At 64.5% G+C, this 23946-nt stretch carries 21 protein-coding genes and 3 tRNA genes; 15 read left to right on the plus strand and 9 right to left on the minus strand.

Annotation, left to right across the window (positions count from 1 at the left end; genetic code table 11):
- Positions 1–53: 53 nt before the first annotated feature.
- The 13 genes from folP (at position 54) to GGR61_RS12705 (ending at position 15448) form a co-directional block, all read left to right on the plus strand.
- Positions 54–956, plus strand: coding sequence for a dihydropteroate synthase (gene folP, locus GGR61_RS12645; RefSeq protein ID WP_184621709.1), 903 nt, complete (start codon positions 54–56; stop codon positions 954–956).
- Positions 956–1939 carry a tRNA (adenosine(37)-N6)-dimethylallyltransferase MiaA gene (gene miaA, locus GGR61_RS12650; RefSeq protein ID WP_184621711.1) on the plus strand — a complete coding sequence of 328 codons (984 nt, stop codon included), beginning with the start codon at positions 956–958 and terminating at the stop codon, positions 1937–1939. The genes folP and miaA overlap by 1 nt, the downstream gene beginning before the upstream one ends.
- Positions 1940–2016: 77 nt before the next feature.
- On the plus strand, positions 2017–2295 hold the full coding sequence (gene hfq, locus GGR61_RS12655; RefSeq protein WP_005915027.1) for an RNA chaperone Hfq: 279 nt from the start codon (positions 2017–2019) through the stop codon (positions 2293–2295).
- 11 nt (positions 2296–2306) lie between these two features.
- Complete coding sequence (gene hflX, locus GGR61_RS12660) at positions 2307–3626, plus strand: ribosome rescue GTPase HflX (protein WP_184408425.1); 1320 nt, start codon at positions 2307–2309, stop codon at positions 3624–3626.
- A 333-nt stretch (positions 3627–3959) separates the two neighbouring features.
- Positions 3960–4454 carry a CinA family protein gene (locus tag GGR61_RS12665; RefSeq protein ID WP_184408426.1) on the plus strand — a complete coding sequence of 165 codons (495 nt, stop codon included), beginning with the start codon at positions 3960–3962 and terminating at the stop codon, positions 4452–4454.
- A gap of 931 nt (positions 4455–5385) precedes the next feature.
- Positions 5386–7062, plus strand: a complete 1677-nt coding sequence (gene ubiB, locus GGR61_RS12670; RefSeq protein WP_184408427.1) for a 2-polyprenylphenol 6-hydroxylase — start codon at positions 5386–5388, stop codon at positions 7060–7062.
- A 94-nt stretch (positions 7063–7156) separates the two neighbouring features.
- Positions 7157–7795 carry a transcriptional repressor LexA gene (gene lexA, locus GGR61_RS12675; RefSeq protein ID WP_184408428.1) on the plus strand — a complete coding sequence of 213 codons (639 nt, stop codon included), beginning with the start codon at positions 7157–7159 and terminating at the stop codon, positions 7793–7795.
- A 172-nt stretch (positions 7796–7967) separates the two neighbouring features.
- Positions 7968–9002: a recombinase RecA gene (gene recA, locus GGR61_RS12680; protein WP_184408429.1), complete on the plus strand. Its 1035-nt coding sequence runs from the start codon at positions 7968–7970 to the stop codon at positions 9000–9002.
- A 280-nt stretch (positions 9003–9282) separates the two neighbouring features.
- Positions 9283–9771, plus strand: coding sequence for a recombination regulator RecX (gene recX / locus GGR61_RS12685; RefSeq protein WP_184621768.1), 489 nt, complete (start codon positions 9283–9285; stop codon positions 9769–9771).
- A 101-nt stretch (positions 9772–9872) separates the two neighbouring features.
- Entirely contained in the window at positions 9873–12521 is a 2649-nt protein-coding gene (gene alaS / locus GGR61_RS12690) for an alanine--tRNA ligase (protein WP_184621713.1), read from the plus strand.
- A 139-nt stretch (positions 12522–12660) separates the two neighbouring features.
- Positions 12661–12873, plus strand: coding sequence for a carbon storage regulator CsrA (csrA, locus tag GGR61_RS12695; RefSeq protein WP_003481884.1), 213 nt, complete (start codon positions 12661–12663; stop codon positions 12871–12873).
- An 83-nt stretch (positions 12874–12956) separates the two neighbouring features.
- Positions 12957–13049 (plus strand) — tRNA-Ser (locus tag GGR61_RS12700).
- A 425-nt stretch (positions 13050–13474) separates the two neighbouring features.
- Entirely contained in the window at positions 13475–15448 is a 1974-nt protein-coding gene (locus GGR61_RS12705) for a PAS domain S-box protein (protein WP_184621770.1), read from the plus strand.
- Between the two features lie 355 nt (positions 15449–15803).
- Here GGR61_RS12705 and GGR61_RS12710 read toward each other — a convergent pair whose 3' ends face one another.
- Positions 15804–16505: a pirin family protein gene (locus tag GGR61_RS12710; protein WP_184621715.1), complete on the minus strand. Its 702-nt coding sequence runs from the start codon at positions 16503–16505 to the stop codon at positions 15804–15806.
- A 135-nt stretch (positions 16506–16640) separates the two neighbouring features.
- On the opposite strand from GGR61_RS12710, the gene GGR61_RS12715 reads away from it, so the two are divergent.
- Positions 16641–17585 carry a LysR family transcriptional regulator gene (locus GGR61_RS12715; RefSeq protein ID WP_184621717.1) on the plus strand — a complete coding sequence of 315 codons (945 nt, stop codon included), beginning with the start codon at positions 16641–16643 and terminating at the stop codon, positions 17583–17585.
- A 44-nt stretch (positions 17586–17629) separates the two neighbouring features.
- Entirely contained in the window at positions 17630–18622 is a 993-nt protein-coding gene (locus GGR61_RS12720; RefSeq protein ID WP_184621719.1) for a DedA family protein/thiosulfate sulfurtransferase GlpE, read from the plus strand.
- A gap of 153 nt (positions 18623–18775) precedes the next feature.
- Here GGR61_RS12720 and GGR61_RS12725 read toward each other — a convergent pair.
- From GGR61_RS12725 to GGR61_RS12760, 8 genes are all read right to left on the minus strand, one after another.
- A tRNA-Arg gene (locus tag GGR61_RS12725) sits at positions 18776–18852 on the minus strand.
- A 97-nt stretch (positions 18853–18949) separates the two neighbouring features.
- Positions 18950–19026 (minus strand) — tRNA-Arg (locus GGR61_RS12730).
- A 49-nt stretch (positions 19027–19075) separates the two neighbouring features.
- A complete protein-coding gene (locus GGR61_RS12735; RefSeq protein WP_184621722.1) occupies positions 19076–19948 on the minus strand; it encodes an alpha/beta fold hydrolase in 873 nt (290 codons plus the stop codon).
- Entirely contained in the window at positions 19945–20754 is an 810-nt protein-coding gene (gene thiD / locus GGR61_RS12740) for a bifunctional hydroxymethylpyrimidine kinase/phosphomethylpyrimidine kinase (RefSeq protein WP_184621724.1), read from the minus strand. The genes GGR61_RS12735 and thiD overlap by 4 nt, the downstream gene beginning before the upstream one ends.
- Before the next feature lie 37 nt (positions 20755–20791).
- Entirely contained in the window at positions 20792–21463 is a 672-nt protein-coding gene (locus GGR61_RS12745; RefSeq protein ID WP_184621726.1) for a YoaK family protein, read from the minus strand.
- A 6-nt stretch (positions 21464–21469) separates the two neighbouring features.
- On the minus strand, positions 21470–21952 hold the full coding sequence (locus GGR61_RS12750; RefSeq protein ID WP_184621728.1) for a hypothetical protein: 483 nt from the start codon (positions 21950–21952) through the stop codon (positions 21470–21472).
- Positions 21952–23349 carry a PhoH family protein gene (locus GGR61_RS12755; protein WP_184408439.1) on the minus strand — a complete coding sequence of 466 codons (1398 nt, stop codon included), beginning with the start codon at positions 23347–23349 and terminating at the stop codon, positions 21952–21954. The genes GGR61_RS12750 and GGR61_RS12755 overlap by 1 nt, the downstream gene beginning before the upstream one ends.
- An 82-nt stretch (positions 23350–23431) precedes the next feature.
- Positions 23432–23914, minus strand: coding sequence for a peroxiredoxin (locus GGR61_RS12760; protein ID WP_184621730.1), 483 nt, complete (start codon positions 23912–23914; stop codon positions 23432–23434).
- Positions 23915–23946 lie beyond the last annotated feature (32 nt).

A 23946-nucleotide genomic window follows, 5' to 3' on the forward strand; every position in this document is an offset into this window, starting at 1 on the left:
GGGCCGCATCGCCCGACCACGTGTTACCGCACCCATCCAAGGAGACACCCACGATGTTCGACACTGCCCTCAAACTGGATTGCGCCGGTCGCGCGCTGCGACTGGATGCGCCGCAGGTGATGGGCATCGTCAACGTCACGCCGGATTCGTTTTCCGATGGCGGCCAGCACGCCACCTGCGAGGCGGCCATCGCGCATGGCTTGCGTCTGGTCGAGCAGGGCGCTGCGGTGCTGGATATCGGCGGTGAATCCACCCGTCCGGGCGCGACGCCGGTATCGGTGGAAGAAGAGCTGCAGCGCGTGATTCCGGTGATCCAGGCGCTGGTGCAGCAGACCGGCGTGGCGATCAGTGTGGATACCTTCAAACCGGAGGTGATGCGTGCGGCGGTCGCGGCCGGCGCCGGCATGATCAACGATGTGCATGCGCTGCGCTCGCCGGGTGCGTTGGAGGCGGTCTCCGAGTTGCGGGTGCCGGTGGTATTGATGCACGCGCGCAGCGCGCCGCATGCCATGCAGGACGCGCCGCACTACGACGACGTGATCGGCGAGGTGCATCGCTTTCTGGCCGAACGCATCTTCGCGGCCGAAATGGCCGGGATCGACAAACGCCGCCTGATCCTGGATCCGGGTTTCGGTTTCGACAAGACCACCACCCACAATCTGACCGTGTTGGCGCAACTGCAGCGCCTGCAGGAATTCGGTCTGCCGGTGCTGGCGGGGCTGTCGCGCAAGCGCAGCATCGGCGAATTGACCGGGCGGCAGGTCGCCGCCGACCGCGTGCACGGGTCGGTCGCCGCGCATCTGATTGCCGCCCAGCACGGCGCCTTGCTGTTGCGCGTGCACGATGTAGCGGCCACGGTGGATGCCTTGAAGGTGTGGAGCGCGATGGCGGCGATTCCGCTGCCACGCGCGAGCGCACCTGCTGCACCGACGATCCGCTGGCCGGACGAGGACTGATGCCTGCCGATCGACGCCCGCTTGCGATCGCGCTGATGGGGCCGACCGCCAGCGGCAAGACCGCGCTGGCACTGGAAGCGGCGGAGCGCTGGAACGGGGAAATCGTCAGCGTCGATTCGGCGCTGGTGTATCGCGGATTGGAGATCGGCGCCGCCAAGCCAGATGCCGCCATGCGCGCGGCGGTGCCGCATCACCTGATCGATCTGCGCGATCCCTGGCAGATCTATTCGGCAGCGGAATTCGCCAGCGATGCGCGGCGGGCGATCGACCAGATCGTGGCGCGCGGCAAGCTGCCGATTCTGGCCGGTGGTACCGGGCTGTATTTTCGCGCGCTGCTGGAAGGCCTGTCGCAATTGCCCGAGGCGGACCCGGCGGTGCGTTTGGCGATCGCGGCCGAGGCCGAGCGAGATGGCTGGGCCGCATTGCACGCACAGCTGGCCCAGATCGATCCCGTCGCGGCTGCGCGTATCCACACCACCGACCCGCAACGTATCCAGCGGGCATTGGAGGTGTACCGGATCAGCGGGCGGCCGATCAGCTACTGGCAGGCGCTACCGTCCGGCCCGCGCCTGCCGGTGCGGGTATTGAAGCTGGTGCTGGCACCACGCGAGCGTGCAGTGCTGCACGCCCGGATCGAGCAGCGACTGGACGCGATGCTGGCGCAGGATTTCCTTGCAGAAGTGCAGCGCCTACGCGCGCTGCCGCAACTGCGGGCAGCTACTGCGCCGCTGGATTTGCCGGCGGTGCGCGCCGTTGGCTACCGGCAGGCCTGGGAATACCTGGATGGGGCCGGCAGCCTGGCCGACTTCCGCGACAGGGCGGTGCAGGCCACCCGGCAACTGGCCAAGCGACAACTCACCTGGCTGCGTGGCGAGCTCGACGCGCGCTGGTTCGATCCGCAGCACGACCGGCACCGGCTTGAAAGCGCAGTTGTCGGCTTCCTCGGTCAACGTCCCGCTGTGCAGCCGGCTTCAGGCGTGTAACATCCCGTTTCCGGGGCCGGCTGGGGATGGCAGGTGTCGACCGGGACTATAAGAACAATAATGAAGAGGAGTTTTCGATGGCTAAGGGGCAATCTTTACAGGACCCATTCCTCAACGCGCTGCGACGCGAGCGGGTGCCGGTTTCTGTGTATCTGGTCAACGGCATCAAGCTGCAAGGCACGATCGAATCGTTCGACCAGTTCGTGGTCCTGCTGCGCAATACCGTGAGTCAGATGGTGTACAAGCACGCCATCTCTACGGTCGTGCCGGCGCGCAATGTGCGCGTGGGACCCGGTGGTGGGTATGTGCAATCCAATGAAGGCAACCAGGCGGAAGATGACGACGTCGAGCAGTAATGGAGTAGTGCGTGTTTGATCGCTCAAAAAAGGGTGAGCACGCGTTGTTGATTCAGACCCACGCCGGTGGGCCTGCCGAAGAGGATGTGCTGGAGGAGTTCGCCGACCTGGCAAAGTCGGCGGGCGCCACGGTGGCGGCCACGCTTACCGCGCGTATCGACAAACCGAGCCCGTCGACCCTGATCGGCAGCGGCAAGCTGGAAGAGATCAAGGCCGCTGCCGAGGCCACCGGCGCGGATCTGGTGTTGGTCAACCACACCTTGTCGCCGGGCCAGGAGCGCAATCTGGAGCGCTATCTGGAGCGGCGCGTGATCGATCGCACCGGGCTGATCCTGGATATCTTCGCGCAACGTGCGCGTAGCCACGAAGGCAAGCTGCAGGTGGAGCTGGCGCAGCTGCGGCACATGGCGACGCGGCTGGTGCGCGGCTGGACCCACCTGGAGCGTCAGCGCGGCGGTGCGATCGGCTTGCGCGGCCCGGGCGAGACCCAGCTGGAAACCGACCGTCGCCTGCTGCAGAAGCGGGTGGAGCAGTTGCAGCAACGGCTGGAAAAGGTCGAGGTGCAACGTACCCAGATGCGTCGTGCACGCATGCGCAGCGAACTGCCGCGGATTGCGTTGGTCGGTTACACCAATGCCGGCAAATCCACGTTGTTCAATGCCTTGACCGGTGCGGAGGCGTACGTGGCCGATCAGTTGTTCGCCACACTCGATCCCACCGTGCGCCGCATCGCGCTGCCGGGCGGCAGTGCGATCCTGGCCGATACGGTCGGCTTCGTGCGCGATCTGCCGCACCAACTGGTTGCCGCGTTCCGTTCCACGTTGTCTGAAGCACGCGATGCCGATCTGCTGTTGCATGTCGTCGATGCGGCCGACCCGCTGCGCGAAGAACGCATCCAGCAGGTCGATGAGGTGTTGCATGCGGTGGGTGCTGGCGATCTGCCGCAGCTGCTGGTGTTCAACAAGATCGACAAGATCGAGGGCGCGCAGGTGCGCCACGACGCGCAGGACGGCATTCCCGACCAGGCGCGGCGCGAACGTGTGTGGGTCTCTGCGCGCGATGGACGCGGGCTGGAAGCATTGCAGCACGCGCTCGGGCAGCGATTGGATCTGCGCCATGTGACCGGACAACTGCGGCTGCCGCCGTCGGCCGGCCGCCTGCGTTCCAAACTGCATCAACTGGAAGTGGTGCGCAGCGAGCAGTCCGATGAGGACGGCTGGTTGCTGGAGGTCGACCTGCCGATGGTCGAGGCCGAGCGCCTGGCGGCCGGCGACGACGGTGCGCCATTGCGCGCGATGCTGCCCGATCGCCGCGAAGACTGGGAATCGTGAGTGGCGCTGCATGGTCGGGTCCGGCCCGATCATGCAGATCCGGCGTCACTCGGTGAGCCGGTGCATGCGGTGCAATGAGTGCGCCGCTGCGGCTTGACTGCCCGCTGACGACACGCCGTGGTGCAGGCGTGCATCCGAGGTTCGGGCATCAAACCTGCGTTGTTGCAGACGAAACGTTGGCGACCTGGTCGCTTGCGTACGCGATCGTGCTGCGGTTATCCGCACATCGGCACTGAACCTCGGCCACATCGTCGCTGTCGCGCCATGCTGGTCACGCAGACAGGCGCGGAAAATTGGGCTAAAACGTCGGCTGCGCCTTTCTTTGCCGTGCCCATGTCCATGTCCGCCGATTCCGAATTGCAGCAGTTGGCCGAAAGCCTCGGTCAGCAACTGCTTGCCGCGCGCGAGCGCCTGGTCACTGCCGAGAGTTGTACCGGTGGCTGGATCGCCAAGGCGGTCACCGATGTGGCGGGCTCGTCGCATTGGTTCGACTGTGGCATGGCTGCGTACAGCTACGAGGCCAAGCAGGCGTTGCTGGGCGTGCGGCCGCAGACTCTGGAAGTGCATGGTGCGGTCAGCCGCGAAACGGTGATCGAAATGGTATCCGGCGCACTGGTCAATTCCGGCGCGAGCATCGCGGTAGCCGTCACCGGCATTGCCGGGCCGGGAGGCGGCAGCGAGGACAAGCCGGTCGGCACGGTGTGGATCGGCTGGAAGCGGCGCGGCGGCTATGCCACTGCGCAGCTGTTCCACTTCGCGGGCGATCGCGATGCGGTGCGTCGTCAGACCGTGGTTGCGGCATTGCGTGGGTTGAGCGCGCTGCTCTAGGTCCTGTATTGGAGATGGCGTCGGTTTGACCAGGGGGATGGCAGGTGCAGGACATGACGTTCAACGCTGCCATGCTGCACCGTAATCGCTGGCTGGGCACCTGGCGTATGGCGCCATTGCCTACTTGATTGCCAAGCGTGCGTCGTGCGTGCCGCAGCATGCGCCGGTCGTGCCGGTGAGCCGGCACGTTGGAATCACGCGAACTGCACCGTTTGTCGCGCTGTGTAGTGCTCTCTGCTTACATCCTGAGGGTGGAGTCACTGCGTTTCCGCGCGCACGTGTCGATGGCGACCAGCTCGGTCCCAAGGCCATCCAGGGGCGGCGGCAGCCGTGTATCGAACGCAGCGCCGTTCTGTCAGGATTTTTTCAGAGACGTTTATTCGAACGGCTAACGACGGAGCGAGCGGTCGTCAGCTGGGTGCGTACGCTGGATGTTCGAGCCTTAGAGATCTGGCTGCGCCCGCCTGGCGGTTGCGCAGCAGGTTTGCCCACTGCGCTTGATGGCGTCCCCGCGATCAGCTGCATCGCGCGTGCCCCGAGCGGGCAAGAGCAAGACAGCAGCGCGCAGATCGGCTACAACAAAGGCCTCGTTGCTGCCCCGTGTGCCGATGTTCGCGTTTTCTGCCGCTGCCTTTTGTCCATCGACGCCACGTGCGATTGCTGGCCGGTTGTTTGCCTGCGTCGAGTGTCCTGGCGATCGTCCTGGTATCGGTTTCCATCCACCGACCATCCGGGCGAGCGGCCATTTCGGTGTCCGGTCAGCGCAGCGATGGGCAACCGCCACCGACCTGCCTCCATCGACAGCAGTTGCAGCGCTTGCTCGATGCCATGAGGCATCCGCTACCAGCGGCGCTGTCAATCACGCACGACCTGCTGTGCAGCGCCGTGCGCGACAGCAGCTGCTTGTCGCATCCTTGCAGGCGGTGCACTGATGTGGGAAGCCCTTGGCACCGTCCGCGATCTCGGGCGTCTGCAGGAAATTGCCTCGGTCCTGATTCGCTACGGCTTCGGCGATGTGGTGCGTCGTATCGGGCTGGCCGATGTACTCGAACGTGCAGGCAAGCTGTTGCACTGGCATAACGCCGAAGGGCGCTTGCGCCTGTCTGCCGCAATGCGGGTACGGCGCGCACTTGAGGAACTCGGGCCAACCTTCGTCAAGCTCGGGCAGGTGCTGGCCACACGCGTGGACCTGTTGCCGCCGGACTGGATCGAAGAATTGAGCGAGCTGCAGAATGCGGTGCCCGCATTGCCGTTCGAGCAGATCCGCCCGCAACTTGTCGCAGCGCTGGGCGCGGAGCCGGAAAGCGTCTTCGCGCGCCTCGATGAGCAGCCGCTGGCCGCCGCATCGCTGGCGCAGACGCACCGCGCCTGGCTGGCCGATGGCACGCCGGTGGTGTTGAAGATCCGTCGCCCCGGCATCGGCGACACCATCGATGCGGATCTGCGGCTGCTCGCGCGGTTGGCGGAAATCGTCGAGACGCGCGCGCCTGATTTGAAGCGTTACCGTCCCGCCGATGTGGTGCAGCAATTCACCCTCTCGCTGCGGCGCGAACTCGACTTCGCCGCCGAGTGCCGCAACGCCGAACGCATCGCGGCCAATTTCGTCCACGACCCGCAGATCGTGGTACCGGCCGTGTACTGGGAGTGGACCTGCGAATCGCTCAATGTGCAGGAATTCATCGACGGCATTCCCGGGCGTGATCTGGCCGCTGTCGATGCGGCCGGTCTTGATCGCAAGGCGCTCGCGCGCACCGGTGCCGGCATCGTGCTGAAGATGGTGTTGCAGGACGGCTGCTTCCATGCCGACCCGCATCCGGGCAATATTTTTTATCTGCGCGATGGGCGCATTGCGGTCATCGATTTCGGGATGGTCGGGCGCGTTTCCGAGCAGCGTCGCTTCCAGGTCGCGCAGCTGCTGCATGGCATGGTCAGTTACGACGCCGAGGCGGTCATCGATGTGTTGCTGGAGTGGGCCGGAACCCATCTGGATCTCGACGAGTCGCGCCTGCAGCAGGATATCGGCGCCTTCGTCGACGAGTACCGCGGCGTGCCGCTGAAAGAGTTGCGCATCGGCGCGATGTTGGGCGATGTCACCTCGATCCTGCGCGGACATGGGCTTACATTGCCCTCGGACCTGGCGCTGATGATCAAGGCGTTTCTGACGCTGGAAGGCATGGGGCGCCAACTCGACCCGGACTTCGACATGGCCTCCGAAGCACGCCCGTATCTCGAACGCGTCGTGCTGCAGCGCTACGCGCCGAGTGCGGTATTGCGGCGCAGCCGACGCACCGTGACCGGTGCGATCGACCTGATCGGCGATCTGCCGCGCGATCTCAAACGGCTGCTGCAGGCCGCCCGTCGCGGCAAATTGCAGCTGCAGGTGGAAACGCGTGCATTACGCGAGTTCGGCGAGCAGGTCGACCGCGCCGCCAACAGGCTCACCATGGGGATCGTCACGGCGGCACTGGTGATCGGCTCGTCGATCGTGATGAACAGTGTCGGCGGCAGCGCTAGCCGCTGGCTGCTCGCGCTGGGCGTGAGCGGCTTCATCGGCGCGGGCCTGTGCGGCATCTGGATCCTGTTCTCGATCTGGCGCAGCCGGCGTTAGCCGGGGTATCGGCAGTGCGCGGTCTTGCCGCGCCAGCGGCGAGACTGCGACACAGCTATTGCGCAGGCGCCAGTTAGTAGTAATACTACTAACCATGGACCTGACCGATACCCAACAAGCAATCCTGGCCTTGATCGCCGAGCGCATCGAAGCCGATGGCGTGCCGCCTTCGCAGACCGAGATCGCACGTGCGTTCGGCTTCAAAGGCGTGCGCGGCGCGCAATATCACCTGGAAGCCTTGGAGCAGGCGGGTGCGATCCGTCGCGTCCCGGGCCAGGCCCGCGGCATCCGCCTGGCCGGGCAGGGCGCACAGCCGCGTGCGGCTGCGAACGAGCCGGTCCGCGACGATGTGCTGCGTCTGCCGGTGCTGGGACGCGTCGCGGCAGGCCTGCCGATCGGCGCGGATATCGGTTCGGACGACTTTGTGGTGCTGGACCGGGTGTTCTTCTCGCCATCGCCGGATTACCTGCTCAAGGTGCAGGGCGACTCGATGCGCGATGAGGGCATCTTCAACGGCGACCTGATCGGAGTGCATCGCACCCGCGACGCGCGCTCGGGGCAGATCGTGGTCGCCCGGATCGACGAAGAGATCACCGTCAAGTTGCTGAAGATCGGCAAGGACCGGATCCGCCTGCTGCCGCGCAACCCGGACTACGCGCCGATCGAAGTATTGCCGGATCAGGATTTCGAGATCGAGGGCCTGTATTGCGGGCTGTTGAGGCCGAATCGCTGAGCACTGTGCCGATGGCCGTGCTGGCAGTCTCCCGAGCCGCCAACGCAGGATTTCCCGCTGCCACCTTCGTGGTCGCCTCCCTAATCTGAGTGTGTCGCCGCCAGTCTCAGCCTGTGCGATACACCGCCGCTACATTCGCCCTACACCGAAATCACTGACAAGGATCACCCAGATGGATGAGAACAAGAAGCGCGCCCTTTCCGCCGCCCTGAGCCAGATCGAAAAGCAATTCGGCAAGGGTTCCGTGATGCGCATGGGCGACCGCGTGATCGAGGCCGTCGAGGTCATTCCGACCGGCTCGTTGATGCTGGACATCGCACTGGGGATCGGCGGCCTGCCCAAGGGCCGTGTGGTCGAAATCTACGGCCCGGAATCGTCGGGCAAGACCACCTTGACCCTGCAGGCGATTGCCGAATGCCAGAAGAAGGGTGGCACCGCAGCCTTCATCGACGCCGAGCACGCGCTCGATCCGATCTACGCTGCCAAGCTGGGCGTCAACGTCGACGACCTGCTGTTGTCGCAGCCCGATACCGGTGAGCAGGCGCTGGAAATCGCCGACATGCTGGTGCGTTCCAGTTCGGTGGACATCGTGGTGATCGACTCGGTCGCCGCGCTGACCCCGAAGGCGGAAATCGAAGGCGAAATGGGCGACCAGCTGCCGGGTCTGCAGGCCCGTCTGATGAGCCAGGCGCTACGCAAGCTGACCGGCAACATCAAGCGCTCCAACACGCTGGTGGTCTTCATCAACCAGCTGCGTCACAAGATCGGCGTGATGATGCCAGGCCAGAGCCCGGAAGTGACCACCGGCGGTAACGCGCTGAAGTTCTATGCGTCGGTGCGTCTGGATATCCGCCGTATCGGCGCGATCAAGAAGGGCGACGAAATCATCGGCAATCAGACCAAGATCAAGGTGGTCAAGAACAAGCTGGCGCCTCCGTTCAAGCAGGTCGTGACCGAAATCCTCTACGGCGAAGGCATTAGCCGCGAGGGTGAGTTGATCGACATGGGCGTGGAAGCCAAGCTGGTCGAAAAAGCCGGCGCCTGGTACAGCTACGGCGAAGAGCGCATCGGGCAGGGCAAGGACAACGCCCGTACCTATCTGCGTGACAATCCGCAGGTTGCGGAGCGGCTGGAAGCCGAGTTGCGTGAGAAGTTCCAGCCGGCCGAGGCACCGCGCGAAGCTGGCGACGACGTCGAGAAGGAATAACGGCAGCCAAGTCATGCGGGCTGAGCCGCCATCAGGCAGGCGTCGGCGGCAGGTAGGCGTGAATTGGGACGTCCTCGCGGCTATCCCGGTTCTACACGCCGGTCGCGCCCGCCTGGTGGCATCACAGCAGTGCTGATGGTTGCGGCAAGTTTTCTATCGCGGGGACGGCGGAGTCAGTGCCGTCGCTTCTCGCGGTAGATCTATCGAAGGCCAGGAGGGCAGGCGCCATGGATGGCGCATTGATGCGGTGATTGATTTTAGCGATGTGGGACACCTGACGATGGACGAGCAACAGCCCGCGCCAAAGCGGGGACGCCGGTTCAAGGAGCAGACGCCGGTGCAACGTGCACTGGGATTGCTGGTGCGGCGCGAGCATTCGCGCAAGGAATTGAACCGCAAGCTGCTGGCACGTGGTATCGAGCCGGAGGCCGCGAAGGCGGCTGTCGAGCGTCTGGCCGGTGAAGGTTGGCAGGACGACACCCGTTTTGCGGCGTCGGTGGTGCGTAATCGCGCAGGCTCGGGCTATGGCCCCCTGCATATTCGTGCCGAACTCGGCACCCATGGCCTGGATAGCGATGCCATCAGTGCGGCAATGGCCACCTTTGAAGGCGATTGGACCGAAAACGCGCGCGACCTGATCCGCCGTCGGTTTGGCGAAGAAGGCCCGATGGATCTGCCGCAACGGCGCAAGGCCGCCGATCTGCTGGCCCGGCGTGGTTTTGACGGCAACAGCATTCGCAGCGCCACGCGCTTCGACGTTGAGGACTGAGGGCGTCAGGCCTGCTACCCTTTGTGGTTTCAGGTTGTTCCGCTCATCTGCGCCCACATCTCATTGGGTGACCGGGACTGCCGCCCGCCCAATGCCAGCACATGAACGCACCTGCCAAATTCAGTACTTCCCAGATCCGTAGTGACTTCCTCGCGTTTTTTGAGGGGAAGGGCCACACCATCGTGCCATCGGCACCGCTGGTGCCGGGCAACGACCCGACCTTGCTGTTCACCAACTCCGGCATGGTCCAGTTCAAGGACGTTTTCCTTGGCGCGGAAAAGCGCAGCTACGTGCGCGCTGCCGATGTCCAGCGCTGCCTGCGTGCTGGCGGCAAGCACAACGATCTGGATTCGGTGGGCTACACCGCGCGTCACCATACCTTTTTCGAAATGCTGGGCAACTGGTCGTTCGGCGACTACTTCAAGAAGGACGCCATCAGCTGGGCCTGGGAGCTGCTGACCCAGGTCTGGAAGCTGCCGGCCGACCGGCTGCTGGTCACCGTCTACCACACCGACGAAGAAGCCTTTGCGTTATGGCGCGACATGATCGGCATCCCGGAAAGCCGCATCGTGCGCATCGGCGACAACAAGGGGGCGCCGTACGCGTCGGACAACTTCTGGCAGATGGCCGACACCGGCCCATGCGGCCCGTGCACCGAAATCTTCTTCGACCATGGCGATCACATCGCCGGTGGTCCGCCGGGTTCGCCGGACGAGGACGGCGATCGCTTCATCGAAATCTGGAACCTGGTCTTCATGCAGTTCGACCGCCAGCCCGACGGCACGCTGGTGCCGTTGCCGGCGCCGTGCGTGGATACCGGCATGGGCCTGGAGCGTCTGGCTGCGATCCTGCAGCACGTGCACACCAATTACGAAATCGATCTGTTTCAGGCCTTGATCGGCAAGGCCAGCGCGCTGACCGGCATCACCGATCTGGAAAACAAGTCGCTGCGGGTGATCGCCGATCACATCCGCGCCTGTTCGTTCCTGATCGTCGACGGCGTGCTCCCGTCCAACGAAGGTCGCGGCTATGTGCTTCGTCGGATCATCCGGCGGGCGCTTCGCCATGGCTGGATGCTGGGGGTGCGCCAGCCGTTCTTCAGCAAGATGGTGCCAACGCTTGTCGAGCTGATGGGCGAAGCCTATCCGGAGCTGGTGGTTGCGCAGGAGACCGTTGCACGCGCCTTGCTGGCCGAAGAAGAACGCTTTGCCGAGACGCTGGATGCCGGCATGAAGATCTTCGATGACGTCGCGTCGCGCTCGCAGGAGATCATTCCCGGTGCCGATGCATTCCGTCTCTATGACACCTATGGTTTCCCGGTCGATCTGACGGCCGATATCGCGCGTGAGCGCGGAATGCGCGTGGACATGGAGGGCTTCGAGTTCGCCATGGAGCGTCAGCGCGAGACCGCACGCGCCGCCGGCAAGTTCGGCGGTGGTGTCGCCTTGCCAGCCGACCTGGTCGCCACGATGTCGCCGACGGTATTTCTCGGCTACGAGGCGCACGATGCCGATGCGCTCAAGGTCGTGGCGCTGCTCAAGCACGGCCGTCCGGTCGAGCGTGCCGAAGCCGGCGATGAGGTCATCGTGTTCACCGACCGCACGCCGTTCTATGCCGAGTCCGGTGGTCAGGTCGGCGACAGCGGCCAGCTGAGCGGTCGCGATGTCTCCGTCGAGATCGCCGACACCCAGAAGTTTGCCGGTCAGTTCCATGGTCATGTCGGGCGGATTACCGAAGGCGCACTTGCGCTGGGCGATGTACTCGCCGGTGGCATCGATGTGCAGCGTCGCGGCAAGACCATTCTCAACCATTCGGCAACGCATCTGTTGCATGCGGCGTTGCGCGAAGTGCTGGGTACCCACGTGCAGCAGAAGGGCTCGCTGGTCGCGCCGGACCGTTTGCGCTTCGACTTTTCGCACTTTCAGCCGATCACCGCCGAAGAGCTCGCCGTGATCGAACGCAAGGTCAATGCCGAGGTGCGTACCAACCACAGCGTCGAAGTGCACGACATGGCCATGCAGGAAGCGCTGGATTTTGGCGCAATGGCCCTGTTTGGCGAGAAATACGGCGAGAACGTGCGCGTGCTGAAGATGGGCGGTTATTCCACCGAGCTCTGCGGCGGCACCCACGTCACCCGCACTGGCGATATCGGGCTGTTCAAGATCACCGCAGAGGGCGGCGTGTCCTCGGGCGTGCGACGTATCGAGGCGGTGACCGGGCAGGGTGCCTTGGACTACGTTGCCGATGAAGAACGTCGTCTGCTGGAGGCGGCCAGTCTGCTCGGCGGCAATGCCACCGAGGTGGTCGACAAGGTACGTGCGCTCACCGAGCGTCAGAAGCGGCTTGAGCGTGAACTCGAATCGCTCAAGGCCAAGCTGGCGTCCGGTGCGACGGCAGACCTGGGGTCCAGTGCCGTGGACGTGGCCGGAGTCAAGGTGGTCGCAGTACGTCTGGAAGGCTTCGATGCCAAGGCGCTGCGCGATGCGATGGATCGCCTGAAACAGCAATTGGGCGACTCGGTGATCGTGCTGGCGGGCGCTTCCGCAGGCAAGGTCGCGCTGGTCGCCGGTGTGAATGGCAGCCCAACTGGCAGGGTCAAGGCAGGGGAACTCCTCAGCCATATCGCCAGTCAGATCGGGGGCAAGGGCGGTGGCCGTCCGGATCTCGCCCAGGGTGGTGGCGAGGACGGGCCCGCCCTTGCGACCGCACTCGACAGTGTGCCCTCCTGGGTCAAGCAACACTTGGGCTGAACACTTGTCCTGCTATGCCTTGCTGGCTAGCAGGCTGTCCCGCTACCATTTCTGGTCTATTCCCTTTACCTAGGGCGCGTCTCACTCAGGAGGCCGTCGATGCTGGTGGGAAATCCACCGGTTCCAGGAGATTTGCAAAATGTTGATCCTCACTCGCCGAGTAGGCGAAACCTTGATGATCGGCGACTCGGTCACCGTGACCGTGCTCGGCGTCAAGGGTAATCAGGTGCGTATCGGTATCACCGCACCGAAAGATGTCGCTGTGCATCGCGAAGAAATCTATCAGCGCATCCAACGTGGGGATGAGCCGGTTGCCTCCGGCGCGCATCACGGCGACGATTCTTCCAATTGATCGTCGCAAAGGGTTTACGTTAGCCCCTCTTACCCGGTATTCTTCGCGGCCTGCCACGGATATCGGGGCAGGACGCAAAAACTGGAGCGATGCCCGAGCGGCTGAAGGGGCTCCCCTGCTAAGGGAGTATAGGGTCAAAAACTCTATCGAGGGTTCGAATCCCTCTCGCTCCGCCAGTGTTCTGACGCCTGCAAATCCCTGATTTGCAGGCGTTTTTTATTGGGGCCGAGAGCTGGTGACGGATCGCTCCGGTGCTCCTTGTTGCCCGATCGGCAGGTGCGCCTTCCAGCCATGAATCGCATGGCAGGGCGATCGGGGCCGGTGTCTGTGTCGCCTGGCATATGGCTCGACGCGCGGGTGGCGGCTGTGAGGCAGTGCAGCGGGTGTGGCCGATCCGGCCTCTGTCGAGCGGCAACGAACATGGCGTCTGGTCCCTGTCGAGCGTTCGCAATGTTGCATGCGCTCATCAAGTTGCGTCGTCGCTGGAATGCGCGTGCTGCCTTGCCATCTGAATCAGGCCAAACGCGCCGGGTGCGCATGGGTCAAGTGACATGGGTGCGGGTCGCTAAACACCTGACTCCTTATCGTGGATTTCGACGTGATGCGCCTATCGCCGTTGCTTGGACGTCTCTTTTCTTTCTGGAGCCGTGGGCTGCGGCACAAGGCCGCTGCGGTGGATCGGGTCATGGCGGTGATCGAATTCGATCTGGACGGTCGCATCCTGCATGCGAACCAAAACTTCCTGTCGTTGATGGGGTATCGGCTGGACGAAGTCGTCGGCCAGCATCACCGCATCTTCGTGACGCCTGACGATCGCGAGAGCGAAAGCTATCGACAGTTCTGGCAGGCGCTACGCCGTGGCGATTTCAATGCCGGGCGGTTCTGCCGCCTGGACAAGCACGGGCGGGAAGTGTGGATCAACGCCTCGTACAACCCGTTGCTGGATCGTTCCGGCAAGGCTTATCGCGTCGTGAAGTACGCTACCGACATCACGGCGCAGGTGCGCCAGACCGCCGATTTCGAAGGGCGTATCGAGGCCATCGACAAGGTGATGGCAGTGATCGAATTTTCGCTGGATGGCACGGTGCTCGATGCTAATCAGAATTTTCTCGAGGTCATGGGCTATCGGCTCGATGAGGTGCGTGGCAAGCATCATGGTGTGTTCGTGGAGGCATCCACGCGTCAATCGGCAACCTATCGTGCGTTCTGGGAGAAGCTTGGCCGCGGCGCGTTCGATGCAGGTCGCTACAAGCGCATCGGCAAGGATGGCAGGGAAGTCTGGATCCAGGCGTCCTACAACCCGGTGTTCGACGCGCTCGGGCGTCCGTACAAGGTGGTCAAATACGCCACCGACGTGACCCGTCAGGTGATCGATTCGGCCGATGCCGACGGCCGTATCCAGGCCATCGACAAGGTGATGGGCGTGATCGAGTTCGATCTGCAGGGGCACGTCCTCAATGCCAACGACAACTTCCTGACGATCCTGGGGTATCGGGCCGAAGAAGCGATCGGTCAGCACCATCGCGTCTTTGTGGATACGGTCTACGGCGCGTCCGAGGATTACCGGCAGTTCTGGGCGAAGCTGGCGCGTGGCCAGTTCGATGCGGGGCGTTATCGCCGCCTGAGGAAGGATGGCAGTGCGGTGTGGATCCAGGCCTCTTACAACCCGATCCTGGATGTGTCCGGTCGGCCGTACAAAGTGGTCAAGTACGCCACCGATGTGACCGCGCAGGTGCGTTCGGCCGAGCGCATGCGCGACTTGATGCGGCAGACCATGCGCATCGCGCAGAACGTGCAACGCGAAGCGCACCAGATTTCCGCCAGCAACCAGGAGTTGGTCAGTCGCGTGTCCTCGCAGTCCACAGCGGTGGCGCAGACTTCGGCCACCATCGATCAGCTGGCACGGACCGTGCGCATCAATTCCGAAAGCGCCGGTTCTGCGCAGCGCATGGCGGAGGACTCGGCCACGGTGGCGCGGCGCGGCGCCGATGTCATTGCCGAAGTGGTCAAGACCACCGCCGGCATTCGTTCGGCCACCGATCGCATCGGCCAGATCATCGAGGTCATCGACGGCATCGCTTTCCAGACCAATATCCTGGCCTTGAATGCGGCAGTGGAAGCGGCGCGTGCCGGCGAACAGGGGCGCGGATTTGCGGTGGTGGCCACCGAAGTGCGCAGCCTTGCGCAGCGCTGCAGCGTGTCGGCCAAGGAAATCCGGTGCTTGATCGATAATGCGACCGATCAGGTCGGCGATGGCTCGCGCCTGGCCGAGCAGGCCGGGGTGGTCATGCAGGACATGGTCAGTTCGGTGCTGCGCGTGACTGCGACGGTGGAGCAGATTGCCGCCGCCAGTCAGGAGCAGGCGCAGGATATTTCCACTGCCAATACTGCGTTGCAATCGATCGGCATGCAGGCGCGCGATCAGGCGCAGATGGTCGATGGCCTGGCGCGCTCGGCGCGTGTGCTGGAAGCCGACGCGGACGTCTTGTTCGCCTTGGTCAACGGCGATGCGAATGGGGCGTCCACGCCAGCGGATGTGCGCGCCGAGTTGCTGGACAAGCCGCAGGCGGCCTAGCCAGGTCGCGCGTGGTGCCTGCGCGAGCTGGTGTGATGCGTTGCACACAGGCTCACGGCGTTCGCTGCGTCAACGCCATGCAAGTTCCACGCAAGACAACGCCCGCAAGCGCGGGCGTTGTGTGTTTCAACAAACGGCGATTGTGCAATGAAGTGCGCTGACGTGGCGCGCAAGCGCCTTTCCAGGCCCGAGTGGCAGAACGGTGCTTGGCTTGGAGTGACTCGCGAATACAGTGAGCAGTCGTCAGGTGGGCGTGGACGGTGCGGGGGTGTCGAAATCTGCGCTCGGAAGATGCAGATTCCGAATGCCCGCCGCTCCCGCTTGATGATGAGCGCAGTCGTTTTGACCGCTGCGGTTACTGCGGCAGATCGAACACCAGCACTTCCGCATCGCGCGCATCGGCCAGCACGATCTCCGGCACATCGCTGATCTGTAGCGCATCGCCTGCCGACAGTGCCTGGCCATTCACGCTCAGGCTGCCGCGCGCCACGTGCACATAGCCGATGCGGCCTTCGGCCAGCGGCTGTTGCAAGCGCGCCTGGCCGTCCAGGATGGAGGCATACAGGCGCGCGTCCTGATGCAGACGTAGCGAACCGTGGTCACCACCGGGCGAGGCGATCAGGCGCAGCTGATTGCGCTTGCTGTCTGCATCGAAGTGCTTTTCTTCATAGCTCGGCGCGATGCCGTTGCGTTCGGGCATCACCCAGATCTGCAGGAAGTGCACCGGCTCGCTGGACGAGTGATTGAACTCGCTATGGGTCACGCCGCTGCCGGCGCTCATGCGCTGCACGTCCCCGTAGTGCAGCACCGAGCCAGTGCCGATGCTGTCCTTGTGCTCCAGTGCGCCGCCCAGCACGTAGGAAATGATTTCCATGTCGCGATGCGCGTGGGTGCCGAAGCCTTCGCCGGGGGTCACCTTGTCTTCGTTGATCACCCGCAGCGGGCCGATGCCCATATGGCGCGGGTCGTGATAACTGGCGAAGGAGAACGTATGGCGCGAGGACAGCCAGCCATGCTCGGCGTGGCCACGGGTTTCGCTCTTGCGGACAGTCAACATGCTGCATCTCCTTGAAAGATTCGAGTGGCGCCGATGGTGAAATCGGTGTCCCAGCGCCTTGATCGGTAGTCTCCCCGGCAGCGGCATGGAAAAAAAGCGAGTAGATTTGGCTGCTACCATCGAAAAAATCGAACCATGAAAATCAGCCTGGAAGCCTTGCAGATCCTGGACGCGATCGACCGTCGTGGCTCGTTCGCGGCGGCGGCCAAGGTGTTGTTCAAGGTGCCGTCGACGATTTCCTACACGGTCTCCAGGCTGGAGGCCGATCTGGGCGTGCAGCTGTTCGAGCGGGCCGGCCCCAAGGCAACCCCGACCCAGGCCGGCCGCGAATTGTTGCGCGAAGGACGGCATTTGCTGCGGGCTGCGCAGGAACTGGAGGTGCGTGTCAGGCGTGTCGCGTCGGGCTGGGAATCGGACTTTGCGATCGGGCTGGATGCGATCTTCCCGGTCACGTTGCTGCAGGCGCAGATTCTGGACTTCTACTCCGTGGCAGACAGCACCCGCCTGCGCGTGTTGAGCGAGTCGTTGTCGGGCAGTTGGGAGGCGCTGCTGGATCGGCGTGTGGACCTGATCGTGGCGGCGGGCGAGGGGCCCAGCGGTGGTGGCTATGTCGCCGAAGCGATCGGCACGCTGCGCTTCGTGTTTGCGGTGGCGCCCACGCATCCGCTGGCGGGCGCGGCCACGTTGGGCGCTGCCGAGCTGGCCGCGCACCGCGCGATCGCGGTGGCGGATTCGGCGCGGCGGCTGTTGCCGCGCACGGTGGGTCTGCTGTCGGGTCGCGATGTGCTCACCGTGCCGGACATGCTGACCAAGTTGCAGCTGCAGGTAGCCGGCGTCGGCTATGGGTTCCTGCCCGAAACCTATGCGCGCGGCGCGTTGCAGGATGGCCGGCTGCGTGAGGTACAGGTGGACACCCACAAGCCCGACGAAACGTTTTATCTGGCGTGGCGGCCGGGCGAGGAGGGCGAGGCACTGGGCTGGTGGCGGCGCGTCCTGCGCAGCGAGGGGCTGTTCGATGGCTGGTTGCAGTCGCTTGCCGCAACGTATCGTTCCGCCGCCGCCGGGCAGTCGCAGGCGTGAACAAGAGCGGATAATGCGCGCTTGCCGTCGCGCGGGATCGTTGCATGCAATGCTTGATCGAACAGTACGGATTGGCGCTGGTGTTCGCCAACGTGCTGGCGTTGTCGCTTGGGCTGCCGGTACCGGCGTTGCCGACCCTGGTGTTGGTCGGCGCCGGCTATGCCTTGCAGGGCGGCAGCGACGCGTGGCTGGCGGGCCTGAGCGCGTTGGCGGTGTCGGTGCTGGCGAGCCTGCTCGGCGACCTGGTCTGGTATCTGGCCGGCCGCCGCTTCGGCAATCGCACCTTGCAGTCGCTGTGTCGGCTGTCGCTGTCGCGCGATAGCTGCATGAAAAAGACCGAGCGTTTCTTTTCGCGTTGGGGCGTGCGGGTCTTGGCAGTGGCCAAGTTCGTGCCGGGGTTATCGATGGTGTCGGTGCCGATGGCGGGCGCGATGCAGGTGCGCCCGGCGGCGTTCCTGCGCTATGACGCTTTGGGTGCGGCGTTATGGGCGCTCGTCGGCCTGAGCCTGGGCGCGGTGTTTGCGCATCAGGTGCAGAACGTGCTCGCATTCCTGTCCGACCTCGGATCGGGTGCGGTCGTGGTCCTGGTGGCCTTGCTGGCGTGCTATGTCGGTTGGCGTTGGTGGCGGCGGCAGACCCTGCTGCGTTCGCTGGAACATGCGCGCATCGCGGTGGACGAACTGGCGCCGTTGCTCGATGGCGATGACAGTCGGCGTCCCACCGTGCTGGATATCCGAGCGCCGGGCTATCGCAACCTGCAGCCCTATACCATTCCTGGTGCGGTCTTCGCCGACGAGCGCCAGCTCGCGCAGATTCTGGCCACCGTGCCGCGCGATCGTGGCGTGGTGATTTATTGCGCGTGCCCGGGCGAGGTGTCGGCGGCGTGGTTGGCCGGCCGGATGCGCGAGCGCGGTTATCGCGATGTGCGTCCGTTGCTGGGCGGGCTGGACGCCTGGCGCGATGCCGGGCATCCGGTGACCGCATTGGTGCCGGTGGCAGTGGTCGGCGACGCCGATCCTGGCGGCGCACTTGCTTGATCGCCAGCGCCGCACGCATCGGATAACCGATTGCCGCTTTCCGTAGTGCGCGACCGTGGCGTCGGTGCGTGTTGCGATGTGCCGATGCGAGAGTGTGCCGCCTCAAATGGCAGGCAAAAAAAAGACCAGCAAGCTGGTCGTTTTCTTCAAGATTGGTGCGCCCGGAGAGATTCGAACTCCCGACCGCCTGGTTCGTAGCCAGGTACTCTATCCAACTGAGCTACGGGCGCATGATCTTGTTTTTGACTTGCAGATCCGACGCAGTGCAATCGGAGCTTTGTAACTAAAAAGACAGCGGTTGAAGGCTGTCTCTTGTTGTTCTGAAGATGGTGCGCCCGGAGAGATTCGAACTCCCGACCGCCTGGTTCGTAGCCAGGTACTCTATCCAACTGAGCTACGGGCGCGTCGTCAGGAGCGGAATTATGCGGATGCCCGGCGCACTCGTCAATCCCTTTATGACGTTCGCGTGGCCGGCGGCGCACCCGCCAGGGAGCGCCGTAATGTGGCAGCCACGGCAGCAGGCGCTTTCATCCAGGCAAAGTGATCGCTGCGCGCGCCCAACTGCGTATCGTCCAATTGCCGGCGCTCGGCGTGCGCCTGCGGCATCTTTTCCAGCAACGCATGCAGCGCGCCGACCGGGCCGAAGTGGTCGTGGGCAAAGCTCACCGCGCTGATCGGAATCGTCAGCTGGCCGAGCGCGTGTTCCAGATCCCATGTGGTTGCGGCCGCGCGATACCGATTGCTGCGGCCGACCCGCGCCCAGTCGGCGATCAGGCTGCGCGCTTCGGTGCCGCCGAAGCCGAGCGCGCGCCCGTGCAAGACGCCTTGCACGCGTGCGAGCCATGGCAGCACGCGATAGGCGAACGGCAAGCCATAGCGCATCGGTACCGGGAAATGGCGCCAATACGGCGAGCCGCTGGCGACCAGCCACAGCTGCGCAACCTGCGCCGGCTGCAGTGCGGCGTGACAGCAGGCCAGCTGGCCACCAAGACTGTGTCCGCCCAGCACGCGCGGCAGCTGCGGGTCATGCATCTCGAGCAGGGTCTGGCTGGCCGGAATGTCCTCGGCAAGCAGCGCGCGATAGCCCCAGTCGTGCTGCCGCGAGGGGCGCAGCGTGCTGCTGCCGTTGCCGCGCCATTCGTGCAGATACACCGCAATGCCGGCAGACGCGAGTGCATGTGCGAACGGCTGGTAGTGTCGCGCTGCCACCCCGAGCGCTGGCAGCCACAAAAGTGTGGCGATCGGCTTCGCTGGCGCGCAGCGGAGCACCTGCCAGCGATGTCCATCCGCTGCGCTGGCGGCGAGCGTGCTGCAGTGCAGGCTCATACGCTGGGCGCAGCGCCGAAATGGTCGAGCACCAGCACGTCGCCATGGCCGGGCGACTGGCCGAGCCGGATGGCGCGTGCAACGTAGTCGATGGCCGCTTCGCAGGCGTTGAGCAACGACAGACCCTGACACAACTGCGCGGCAATCGCCGCCGACAGGCTGCAGCCGGTGCCGTGCGCGTCCACCTGCAGGCGCGGGTGCATGAACACGTCCTGGGTGACGCCGTCGTCGAAGCGATCGAGGACGCGTGCGCCTTCGTGCAGGTGTCCGCCCTTGAGCAGCACCGCGTTGGCGCCGAGTTCGAGCAGCGCGGCCGCTGCGTGCTCGGCGGCGTCGGCAGTGTCGATGCGTCGGCCGGTCAGCAGTTCGGCTTCTGGCGTATTGGGCGTGATCAGTGTGGCCAGCGGGAGCAGGCGGGTGCGCAGCGCATCCAGCGCGGCATCTTCGAGCAGGCGGGCGCCACTGGTGGAGACCATCACCGGGTCGAGCACCACGAACGGTGGACGATGGGTTTCCAGCAGATCGGCCACGCAATGGATGACCTCGGCATTGGCGAGCATGCCGAGCTTCACGGCCTGGATCTGGAAATCGACAAAGCAGGCATCGACCTGCGCGCGCAAAAACCCGATCGGCGGGATATGCACGGCAGTGACGGCGCGGGTGTTTTGCGCGGTCAGGGCAGCGATCGCCGACAAGCCGTGCACGCGATGCGCGGCGAAAGTCTTGAGGTCGGCCTGGATGCCGGCGCCACCGCCGGAATCGGAGCCGGCGATGGTCAGGGCGGACAGGGTGCTGGGTGTGGTCATGCGCCGATTCTGCACCGCCACAGCGCGGATGTGCTGCTCATCGGCTGCGCCAGCGACGCCAGCGCAACGCGGCGATGTAGCCCGCGCCGCCGAGTCCGGTGAGGGCGACAGGCAGGTAGAGCGCGTCGGAGTGCCAGCGTTGGAACAGCAAGCTGCCGACGATGCTGCCGACCAGGAAGCCGGAAATGATCAGGCCGCTCAGCGCAAAGCGGCGGATCTGCAGCGGTCGGCCGCGCAGCAGGTGGCCCAGGCCGATCCCCAGGTCGGTGAACATGCCGCTCAGATGGGTCGTGCGCACCACGGCGCCACTGAGGGTGGTGGCCATGGCGTTCTGCAGGCCGCAGGCACCTGCGGCGACCAGCACGCCGCCGGCATGATGCAGCTTCAACAGGGGAATGGCTGCCAGCAGCAGTAGCGCTTCGATCAGCAGTGCGATCCCGTAGCGCTGCCCCAGTCGCAACGCCTCGTCCTGGATGATCGCGCCACTCAGCGTTGCGCCTGCGCAGAAGGCGATCAGGATGCCCCACAGAAAGCCGGCCTCCGCCGCTGTCCCTTGTACCAGGGCGACACCGAGCAGGCTGGTGGTGCCGGTCAGGTGACTGACCACCTGATGGTCCGAGCTCAGGTAGCCAACCACGTTGACCATGCCGGCCACGCCAGACAATACCGCCGCGCCTATCCAGATCCAGCGCGGCAGCAGGATTCCCATCGCAGGTCAGGGGCTGCCGTTGACGGCGATCTGCGAAAACCCGCCGGTCTGCGGGTCGTACAGCGCGCCCCAGAATGCGCTTCCGCCGTCGCAGACCTGGATGGCCTCCCTGGCCGGTTTCACTGCTGGATCGTTCGGTAGCTTGAAGGCGTTGATGTAGATCAACTGCTGCCCCTGGATCGTCACGCCGACGTATTGCCGGTCGAAATCGCGTGGTTCGGCGATGGTCGGGGTCAGCGCATCCTGCCTGGATTCGAGCTGTTCGATCTGTTGCTGGCTCGGTGTCCAGTAGCCGGTGATCTGGCCCGGATGACGCGCCGGGCTGTCGCGCGAGCAGGTGTCCAGCACCTGCTCGGCGACGCTCTGCCGCGTGACCACCCACGACTGCCCGGTCTTGAGGTTGGTCGGCACGCTCGCTGGCGGCTGCGTGGTCGCGCAGCCGGCCAGCGCCATGACCGCGAGCGCCGCAGCGCCGCGCAGCATGTGCATCACAACACCTCCGAGGCGAAGTCGGCCAGCCGCGAACGCTCGCCGCGACGCAGCGTGATGTGCGCGCTGTGCGGCCAGGCCTTGAACCGATCCACCGCATAGGTCAGGCCCGAGGTGGTTTCGGTGAGGTAGGGCGTGTCGATCTGTTCGACGTTGCCCAGACACACGATCTTGGTGCCGGGGCCGGCGCGGGTGATCAGCGTTTTCATCTGCTTGGGGGTGAGGTTTTGCGCCTCGTCCAGAATCAGGTAACGCGACAGGAAGGTACGCCCGCGCATGAAGTTCATCGAGCGGATCTTGATGCGGCTGGCGAGCAGGTCGTTGGTCGCCGCACGCCCCCAGGCGCCGCCTTCCTGATTGTGCGTGAGCACTTCCAGGTTGTCGGTCAGCGCGCCCATCCAGGGCGTCATCTTTTCTTCTTCGGTACCGGGCAAAAAGCCGATGTCTTCGCCGACGCTGACGGTGGCGCGGGTCATGATGATCTCGCGGTAGCGCTGCTGATCCATGGTTTGCGCCAGGCCGGCGGCGAGTGCGAGCAGGGTCTTGCCGGTGCCGGCGGTGCCGAGCAGGGTGACGAAGTCGATCTCCGGGTCCATCAACGCATTGAGCGCGAAATTCTGCTCGCGGTTGCGTGCCACGATGCCCCACACCGCGTGCTGGCCGCTGCGGAAATCGTCCACCAGGCACAGCGTGGCCTTGCCGCCGCCGACCCTGGCCACGCGCAGTTCGACTTCGTCCTCGCCCGGCAGATACAGGTATTGATTGGGATACCAGTCTTCGTCGTCGGCCAGCACGATTTCGTAATGGGTGCGGCCGCGCTCGTTCCAGCTGCGCAGGTCTTCGTTGTGTTTTTCCCAGAAATTTTCCGGCAGCTCGATGGCACCGGTGAACAGCAGGCTGAAATCGTCCAGCGCGCGATCGTTCTGGTAGTCCTCCGCATTCAAGCCGCTGATATAGGCCTTGATGCGCAGGTTGATGTCCTTGGACACCAGGATGACCGGCACATCCGGGTTTTCCTCGCACAGCGCCAGCACCGAGGCCAGGATCTTGTTGTCCGGAATCATCGCGCCGAAGGTGCGTCCCGGATCGATCGGGTGGATCTGGAAATACAGCCGGCCGATCGCGGCCTGGCCCTTGAGCTGGATGCCCTGCGGGTGGCTGAGCAGGATGCCGGCCTGAATCTGCTCGGCGTTGGTGTTTTCCAGCAATTCGTCCAGGAAGCGGCTGACTTGGCGCGCGTTGCGGCTGACTTCGGAGGTGCCCTTCTTGGCGTTGTCGAGTTCTTCGATCACCTGCATCGGCAGGAATACATCGTGTTCCTCGAATTTGAACAGCGCGGTGGGATCGTGCATCAGCACGTTGGTGTCCAGCACGTAGATGCGCTTGCCTCGGGTCATTGGGTCTTCCAAGTGATGGAGCAGGAGCGAGCCATCACGCCTGCGGGGCAGGGTGATGGAGGACGCGGGATGCGAGGGGGTGTCACTGTTTGGCGTGCGCCTTCAACGCGGTCAGTACGGCGTCGGCGTGGCCGGCGACCTTGACCTTGCGCCATTCCTGCACGACATGCCCCTCGGGCGATAGCAAAAAGGTGCTGCGCTCGATGCCGAGCACCTGCTTGCCGTACATGTTCTTTTCCTTGATCACGTCGAAGGCGCGGCACAAGGCCTCGTCGCCATCGCTGATCAGCGGGAAGGTGAAGCCCTGCTTGGCGCAGAAGGTGTCGTGCGACTTCACCGAGTCGCGCGATACGCCCAGCACCACTGCGCCGGCCTTGTTGAACTGCGGCAGCAGCGCGTTGAAATCCAGGCCTTCGGTGGTACAGCCGGGGGTGCTGTCCTTCGGGTAGAAATACAGCACCACCCACTTGCCGGCGTAGTCGCGCAGCGTGGTCTGTGCGCCGCCGGACAGCGATAGCGGCAGGTCGAAGGTTGCGGCAGGTAATTCCAGTACAGCGTCGGTCATCGTTGCTCAGCCCTAAGTGGAGGAGCGTGCGG

This window comes from Xanthomonas sp. 3058 (assembly GCF_014199765.1).
GTDB lineage: Bacteria > Pseudomonadota > Gammaproteobacteria > Xanthomonadales > Xanthomonadaceae > Xanthomonas > Xanthomonas campestris_B.

What these genes read in the sequence shown, in the direction of transcription:
- folP (WP_184621709.1), top strand. Translation starts at nt 54, where the DNA reads ATGTTCGACACTGCCCTCAAACTGGATTGCGCCGGTCGCGCGCTGCGA.
- miaA (WP_184621711.1), top strand. Translation starts at nt 956, where the DNA reads ATGCCTGCCGATCGACGCCCGCTTGCGATCGCGCTGATGGGGCCGACC.
- hfq (WP_005915027.1), top strand. Translation starts at nt 2,017, where the DNA reads ATGGCTAAGGGGCAATCTTTACAGGACCCATTCCTCAACGCGCTGCGA.
- GGR61_RS12665 (WP_184408426.1), top strand. Translation starts at nt 3,960, where the DNA reads ATGTCCATGTCCGCCGATTCCGAATTGCAGCAGTTGGCCGAAAGCCTC.
- ubiB (WP_184408427.1), top strand. Translation starts at nt 5,386, where the DNA reads ATGTGGGAAGCCCTTGGCACCGTCCGCGATCTCGGGCGTCTGCAGGAA.
- lexA (WP_184408428.1), top strand. Translation starts at nt 7,157, where the DNA reads ATGGACCTGACCGATACCCAACAAGCAATCCTGGCCTTGATCGCCGAG.
- recA (WP_184408429.1), top strand. Translation starts at nt 7,968, where the DNA reads ATGGATGAGAACAAGAAGCGCGCCCTTTCCGCCGCCCTGAGCCAGATC.
- recX (WP_184621768.1), top strand. Translation starts at nt 9,283, where the DNA reads ATGGACGAGCAACAGCCCGCGCCAAAGCGGGGACGCCGGTTCAAGGAG.
- alaS (WP_184621713.1), top strand. Translation starts at nt 9,873, where the DNA reads ATGAACGCACCTGCCAAATTCAGTACTTCCCAGATCCGTAGTGACTTC.
- csrA (WP_003481884.1), top strand. Translation starts at nt 12,661, where the DNA reads ATGTTGATCCTCACTCGCCGAGTAGGCGAAACCTTGATGATCGGCGAC.
- GGR61_RS12705 (WP_184621770.1), top strand. Translation starts at nt 13,475, where the DNA reads ATGCGCCTATCGCCGTTGCTTGGACGTCTCTTTTCTTTCTGGAGCCGT.
- GGR61_RS12710 (WP_184621715.1), bottom strand. Translation starts at nt 16,505, where the DNA reads ATGTTGACTGTCCGCAAGAGCGAAACCCGTGGCCACGCCGAGCATGGC.
- GGR61_RS12715 (WP_184621717.1), top strand. Translation starts at nt 16,641, where the DNA reads ATGAAAATCAGCCTGGAAGCCTTGCAGATCCTGGACGCGATCGACCGT.
- GGR61_RS12720 (WP_184621719.1), top strand. Translation starts at nt 17,630, where the DNA reads ATGCAATGCTTGATCGAACAGTACGGATTGGCGCTGGTGTTCGCCAAC.
- GGR61_RS12735 (WP_184621722.1), bottom strand. Translation starts at nt 19,948, where the DNA reads ATGAGCCTGCACTGCAGCACGCTCGCCGCCAGCGCAGCGGATGGACAT.
- thiD (WP_184621724.1), bottom strand. Translation starts at nt 20,754, where the DNA reads ATGACCACACCCAGCACCCTGTCCGCCCTGACCATCGCCGGCTCCGAT.
- GGR61_RS12745 (WP_184621726.1), bottom strand. Translation starts at nt 21,463, where the DNA reads ATGGGAATCCTGCTGCCGCGCTGGATCTGGATAGGCGCGGCGGTATTG.
- GGR61_RS12750 (WP_184621728.1), bottom strand. Translation starts at nt 21,952, where the DNA reads ATGCACATGCTGCGCGGCGCTGCGGCGCTCGCGGTCATGGCGCTGGCC.
- GGR61_RS12755 (WP_184408439.1), bottom strand. Translation starts at nt 23,349, where the DNA reads ATGACCCGAGGCAAGCGCATCTACGTGCTGGACACCAACGTGCTGATG.
- GGR61_RS12760 (WP_184621730.1), bottom strand. Translation starts at nt 23,914, where the DNA reads ATGACCGACGCTGTACTGGAATTACCTGCCGCAACCTTCGACCTGCCG.